The organism is Pseudomonas sp. IPO3749, assembly GCF_013386605.1.
Classification (GTDB): Bacteria; Pseudomonadota; Gammaproteobacteria; order Pseudomonadales; family Pseudomonadaceae; genus Aquipseudomonas; species Aquipseudomonas azotoformans_A.
This window is the reverse complement of sequence record NZ_JACARN010000129.1, coordinates 1-3,948: the sequence shown is the minus strand read 5'-3', so window position 1 is coordinate 3,948 and position 3,948 is coordinate 1. Positions and strand designations below refer to the sequence as shown.

Genomic DNA, 3,948 nt, shown 5'->3' with positions numbered 1-3,948 from the left:
CGCGAGCAACCAGATCCCCGTCGCCGCCGAAGCCGCCCCCGCAATCCGCACCAACGGCGCCGCCGCAGCCGGCAGGAAGCGCACCACCGCATAACCGGCCGCGTGCAGCACGGCAGTCGCACCGACAAAGCCAGCGGCATACGCCCACGGGCTGGACATGTCCGGCAGCTCCAGGCCATGCGCCACGCCGTGGAACAGCGCGAACAAGGCCGTTGCCCCCACCGCCATGAACAGCGGCGGGCGCACCGCCAGCGCCACCGCCAGGCCCAGGGCCAGCACCGACGCGGCAATCCCGCTTTCCAATGCCGGCAACGCCAGGCCTTCAAAACCCAGCACGCCGCCAATCAGCATGGTGCCGACAAAGGTGCACGGCAGCGCCCAACGCGCGGCGCCTTTTTGTTGGGCGGCCCACAAACCGACCGCGACCATGGCCAGCAAGTGGTCGATGCCCCCCAGGGGATGGCTGATACCGGCCACCAGGCCGTTGTCGCCATGGCCCGGGTGAGCGAAGGCCAGGGCAGGGGCCAGCAGCAGGGCGGCGGCGGTGAAGAGTTTCTTGAGGCTCATGGACAGGTTCCTTATGGGTTGATCAGGCGGCGGTCAGCAGGCCTTGGCGTTCGATGAAGGCGACGATGTCCTCCAGGCCGACACCGGTTTTCTGGTTGCTGAACACAAAGGGTTTGCCGTTGCGCATGCGCGTGGTGTCGCTGTTCATCAGCTCCAGCGACGCGCCGACCAAGGGCGCCAGGTCGATCTTGTTGATCACCAGCAGGTCGGACTTGCAGATGCCAGGCCCGCCCTTGCGCGGCAGCTTGTCGCCGGCGGACACATCGATCACGTAGATGGTCAGGTCCGACAACTCCGGGCTGAAGGTGGCCGAGAGGTTGTCGCCGCCGGACTCCACCAGGATCAAGTCCAGGCCGGGGAAACGACGGTTGAGCTGGTCGACGGCTTCCAGGTTGATCGAGGCGTCTTCGCGGATCGCCGTGTGCGGGCAGCCACCGGTTTCCACGCCGATGATGCGTTCCGGCGCGAGTGCCTGGTTGCGCACCAGGAAGTCAGCGTCTTCGCGGGTGTAGATGTCATTGGTGACCACTGCCAGGTTGTAGCGATCACGCAGCGCGAGGCACAGGGCCAGGGTCAGGGCCGTCTTGCCGGAGCCCACCGGGCCGCCGATGCCGACACGCAAAGGTTGTGAGTTCATATGCTTCTCCTAGGAACGAAACAGTCGGCTGTATTGGCGCTCGTGGGCCATGCAGGCCAGGGACAGGCCGAACGCGGCGCTGCCGAAATGGTTGGGTTGGATGCGGTTGGCGTCCTGCTGGGCTTGTTGCAGCAACGGCAGCAGTTCACTGGTCAGGCGTTGGGCGGCTTGCTGGCCCAAGGGCAGGGTTTTCATCAGCACAGCCAATTGGTTTTCCAGCCAGCTCCATAGCCAGGCGGCAAGCGCGTCGGCGGGGCTGATGTTCCAGGCGCGTGCGGCCAGGGCCCAGCCCAATGCCAAATGCGATTCGGCGCACTGTTGAAGAAATAGGCGGGCGGCGTCGTCCAGTTCCGGCAGGCCGTTGAGCAGTTGTTGCAGGGAGTAGCCCATCTGCCGGCTCTCCTGGTACAGCTCGCGGGTCTCACGGCTGGCGCGATGTTCTTCGCACAACTGGGCCAGGCGCGGCCAATCGGCCTCAAAGGCGGCTTGGCAATGGGCGAGCAGAACGGGTGCCTCGAAACGTGCGAGGTTGAGCAGCAACTGGTCACTGATCCAGCGCCGTGCGCTGGCAGCATCGTTGACGCGACCGTTCTCCACCGCCATTTCCAAACCTTGGGAATAGCTGTAGCCACCAATCGGCAATTGCGGACTGGCCAGACGCAACAGCGCCCAGGCTGGGTTCATAGACGTACGCCGAACTGGTGCAGCTTGGGCGGGTAGTTGAAATCTTCATCACCATGGCGCGAGTGATGATGCCCGCCGCCATAGGCGCCATGTTCCGGCTGGAATGGCGCTTCGATGGTTTGCGTCTGCGCGCCCAGCTGTTCGAGCATGGCCTTGAGCACGTAGTCATCGAGCAGGCGCAGCCAGCCATCGCCCACTTGCAATGCCACGTGGCGGTTACCCAGGTGATACGCCGCGCGGGTCAGTTCAAATGCGCTGCTGCAGGTGACGTGCAGCAGTTGTTCAGGCCGGGCGCACACGCGTACGACTCGTCCGTCCTCCGACTGTAGGAATTCGCCATCGTGCAGCGGCGGCTGGCCGCGCTCCAGGAAAAGGCCGACGTCTTCACCGTCGGCACTGAAACAGCGCAGGCGGCTTTTGCTGCGGGCTTCGAAGTTCAGCAGCAACTCGGCGGCCCAGAGGGTTTGGGGGGCGATTCGGCGGTGGATCACCAGCATCAGGAAGCTTCCAGCTATGAGCGATGAAACAGCTAGAGCAAGGGGCTTGCCAACCTCGATGGGGAGTAGGAATTGCCTGTAGGCAAGGAGGGGTGTGCCACTAAACAGGGCGAGGAAGAATGGATGGCGTGCGCCAAAGTGGTGCGCGATGTTGCTTGTTGCACGGGTGATGGGCGTTTTCAGATTTTCCCTACAGGGTATGGGGAATCGGCGTTCATCACCTTACCTGCGAGATCATTAGGCTGTGCGCCGTGTTTAATTCACTGCGACGTTCATCATGTTCAAGTCATTTTGTTGCCTGGTTATTGTCAGCCTGTCTTTCGCGCTTTCATCGGCCTCTGCCAATCTGAAGTCTCATCCATCCTTCAGCACTTCACTGAGGCAAGCGTCTATCGAGGATGTAGTCGACCGCGCCCACGAACTGCTGGGGACGCCCTATAAATGGGGCGGCACCTCCGCGGACCAGGGGTTCGATTGCAGTAGCCTGCTGGTCTATCTGTTCAAGACTGAAGCCAATATCCAGATCCCGCGCACCACCGCGGCGATGCAGCGGTCAACGGCTGCCACCATCCGGCGCAACGCGCTCAAGCCGGGTGATGCTGTGTTTTTCAAAGCGAATGGAGGCGGCCAGGTCAGCCATGTGGGGCTTTATATAGGCGAGGGCAAATTTATCCACTCACCCCGCGCAGGCAAGAACATTCGCATCGACTCATTGAGCAACAGCTACTGGAACAGGAACTACACCACCGCCAAGCGTTTCCACACGGCAGGGTGATGGCTTTACTCGGTACTGCCCAAGCCTTGCCAGTGCTTCAAACCGATAAAGATAAAGCGCAATTGCTGGGTGATTTTCGCCTGGGGCGTAAGGTGGTCAGGCAGGGCCTGGGCCGGTGGATCGATGATGTCGGGGAGGGTGGCGAACACACTTTTGACGATCAGGTCGGCCATCACATGCAGGCCTTCGGCATCCAGGTGCTGCAGTTTTGGCATGAACGTCAGGTCGGCCGCCAAGTCGCGGGTGATGTCTTCACGTAGCGCACCGATGGCCTGGCGCACCGCCAGGCAGCCGCCGTATTGCTCGCGGGCCAGGAACAGGAATTGCGAACGGTTGGCCGAGACCACATCGAGAAAGATCCGCACGGAGGCGTCGATAATGCCGCCCATCACGAATTCGTTATGGCGCACCAGGCGGATGGTGGCGCGGAAGGTCTGGCCGACTTCACTCACCAACACAAGCCCCAACTGGTCCATGTCGGCAAAATGCCGATAGAAACCGGTGGGCACGATACCGGCCGTCTTCGCCACTTCGCGCAGACTCAGGCTGCCAAACCCACGGCCACACTCCATCAGATGGCGGGCTGCGTCCATCAGGGCGAGGCGGGTCTGTTGCTTCTGTTCGGCGCGGGGCAGCATGGGCGGGCGGGCTTTCTCGGCAAGTACAGCGACGCACTCTAGCAAAACAGGTCTGCTGACGTCGAACTTGGCGGGGAGAGGCGTAGCGCGATCTACAGGAAAGCAAAAGCCCGATCGACAGATCGGGCTTTTTTTTCGGCCACCACGGGG

The 3,948-nt window shown here is 62.3% G+C and carries 6 protein-coding genes; 1 reads left to right on the top strand and 5 read right to left on the bottom strand.

What is annotated here, in order from left to right; genetic code table 11:
- From HX812_RS31295 to ureE, 4 genes are all read right to left on the bottom strand, one after another.
- The coding region (locus HX812_RS31295; protein ID WP_178949151.1) for a HupE/UreJ family protein at positions 1 to 567 on the bottom strand (567 nt) is incomplete at its 3' end.
- Between the two features lie 22 nt (positions 568 to 589).
- A complete protein-coding gene (gene ureG, locus HX812_RS31290; protein WP_033897387.1) occupies positions 590 to 1,204 on the bottom strand; it encodes an urease accessory protein UreG in 615 nt (204 codons plus the stop codon).
- 9 nt (positions 1,205 to 1,213) lie between these two features.
- Complete coding sequence (locus HX812_RS31285; RefSeq protein ID WP_038851223.1) at positions 1,214 to 1,888, bottom strand: urease accessory protein UreF; 675 nt, start codon at positions 1,886 to 1,888, stop codon at positions 1,214 to 1,216.
- Positions 1,885 to 2,385 carry an urease accessory protein UreE gene (gene ureE, locus HX812_RS31280; RefSeq protein WP_038851222.1) on the bottom strand — a complete coding sequence of 167 codons (501 nt, stop codon included), beginning with the start codon at positions 2,383 to 2,385 and terminating at the stop codon, positions 1,885 to 1,887. The genes HX812_RS31285 and ureE overlap by 4 nt, the downstream gene beginning before the upstream one ends.
- 277 nt (positions 2,386 to 2,662) lie before the next feature.
- On the opposite strand from ureE, the gene HX812_RS31275 reads away from it, so the two are divergent.
- A complete protein-coding gene (locus HX812_RS31275; RefSeq protein WP_038851221.1) occupies positions 2,663 to 3,160 on the top strand; it encodes a C40 family peptidase in 498 nt (165 codons plus the stop codon).
- 5 nt (positions 3,161 to 3,165) lie between these two features.
- Here HX812_RS31275 and HX812_RS31270 read toward each other — a convergent pair whose 3' ends face one another.
- Positions 3,166 to 3,798: a TetR family transcriptional regulator gene (locus HX812_RS31270; protein ID WP_025857330.1), complete on the bottom strand. Its 633-nt coding sequence runs from the start codon at positions 3,796 to 3,798 to the stop codon at positions 3,166 to 3,168.
- Positions 3,799 to 3,948: the final 150 nt, after the last annotated feature.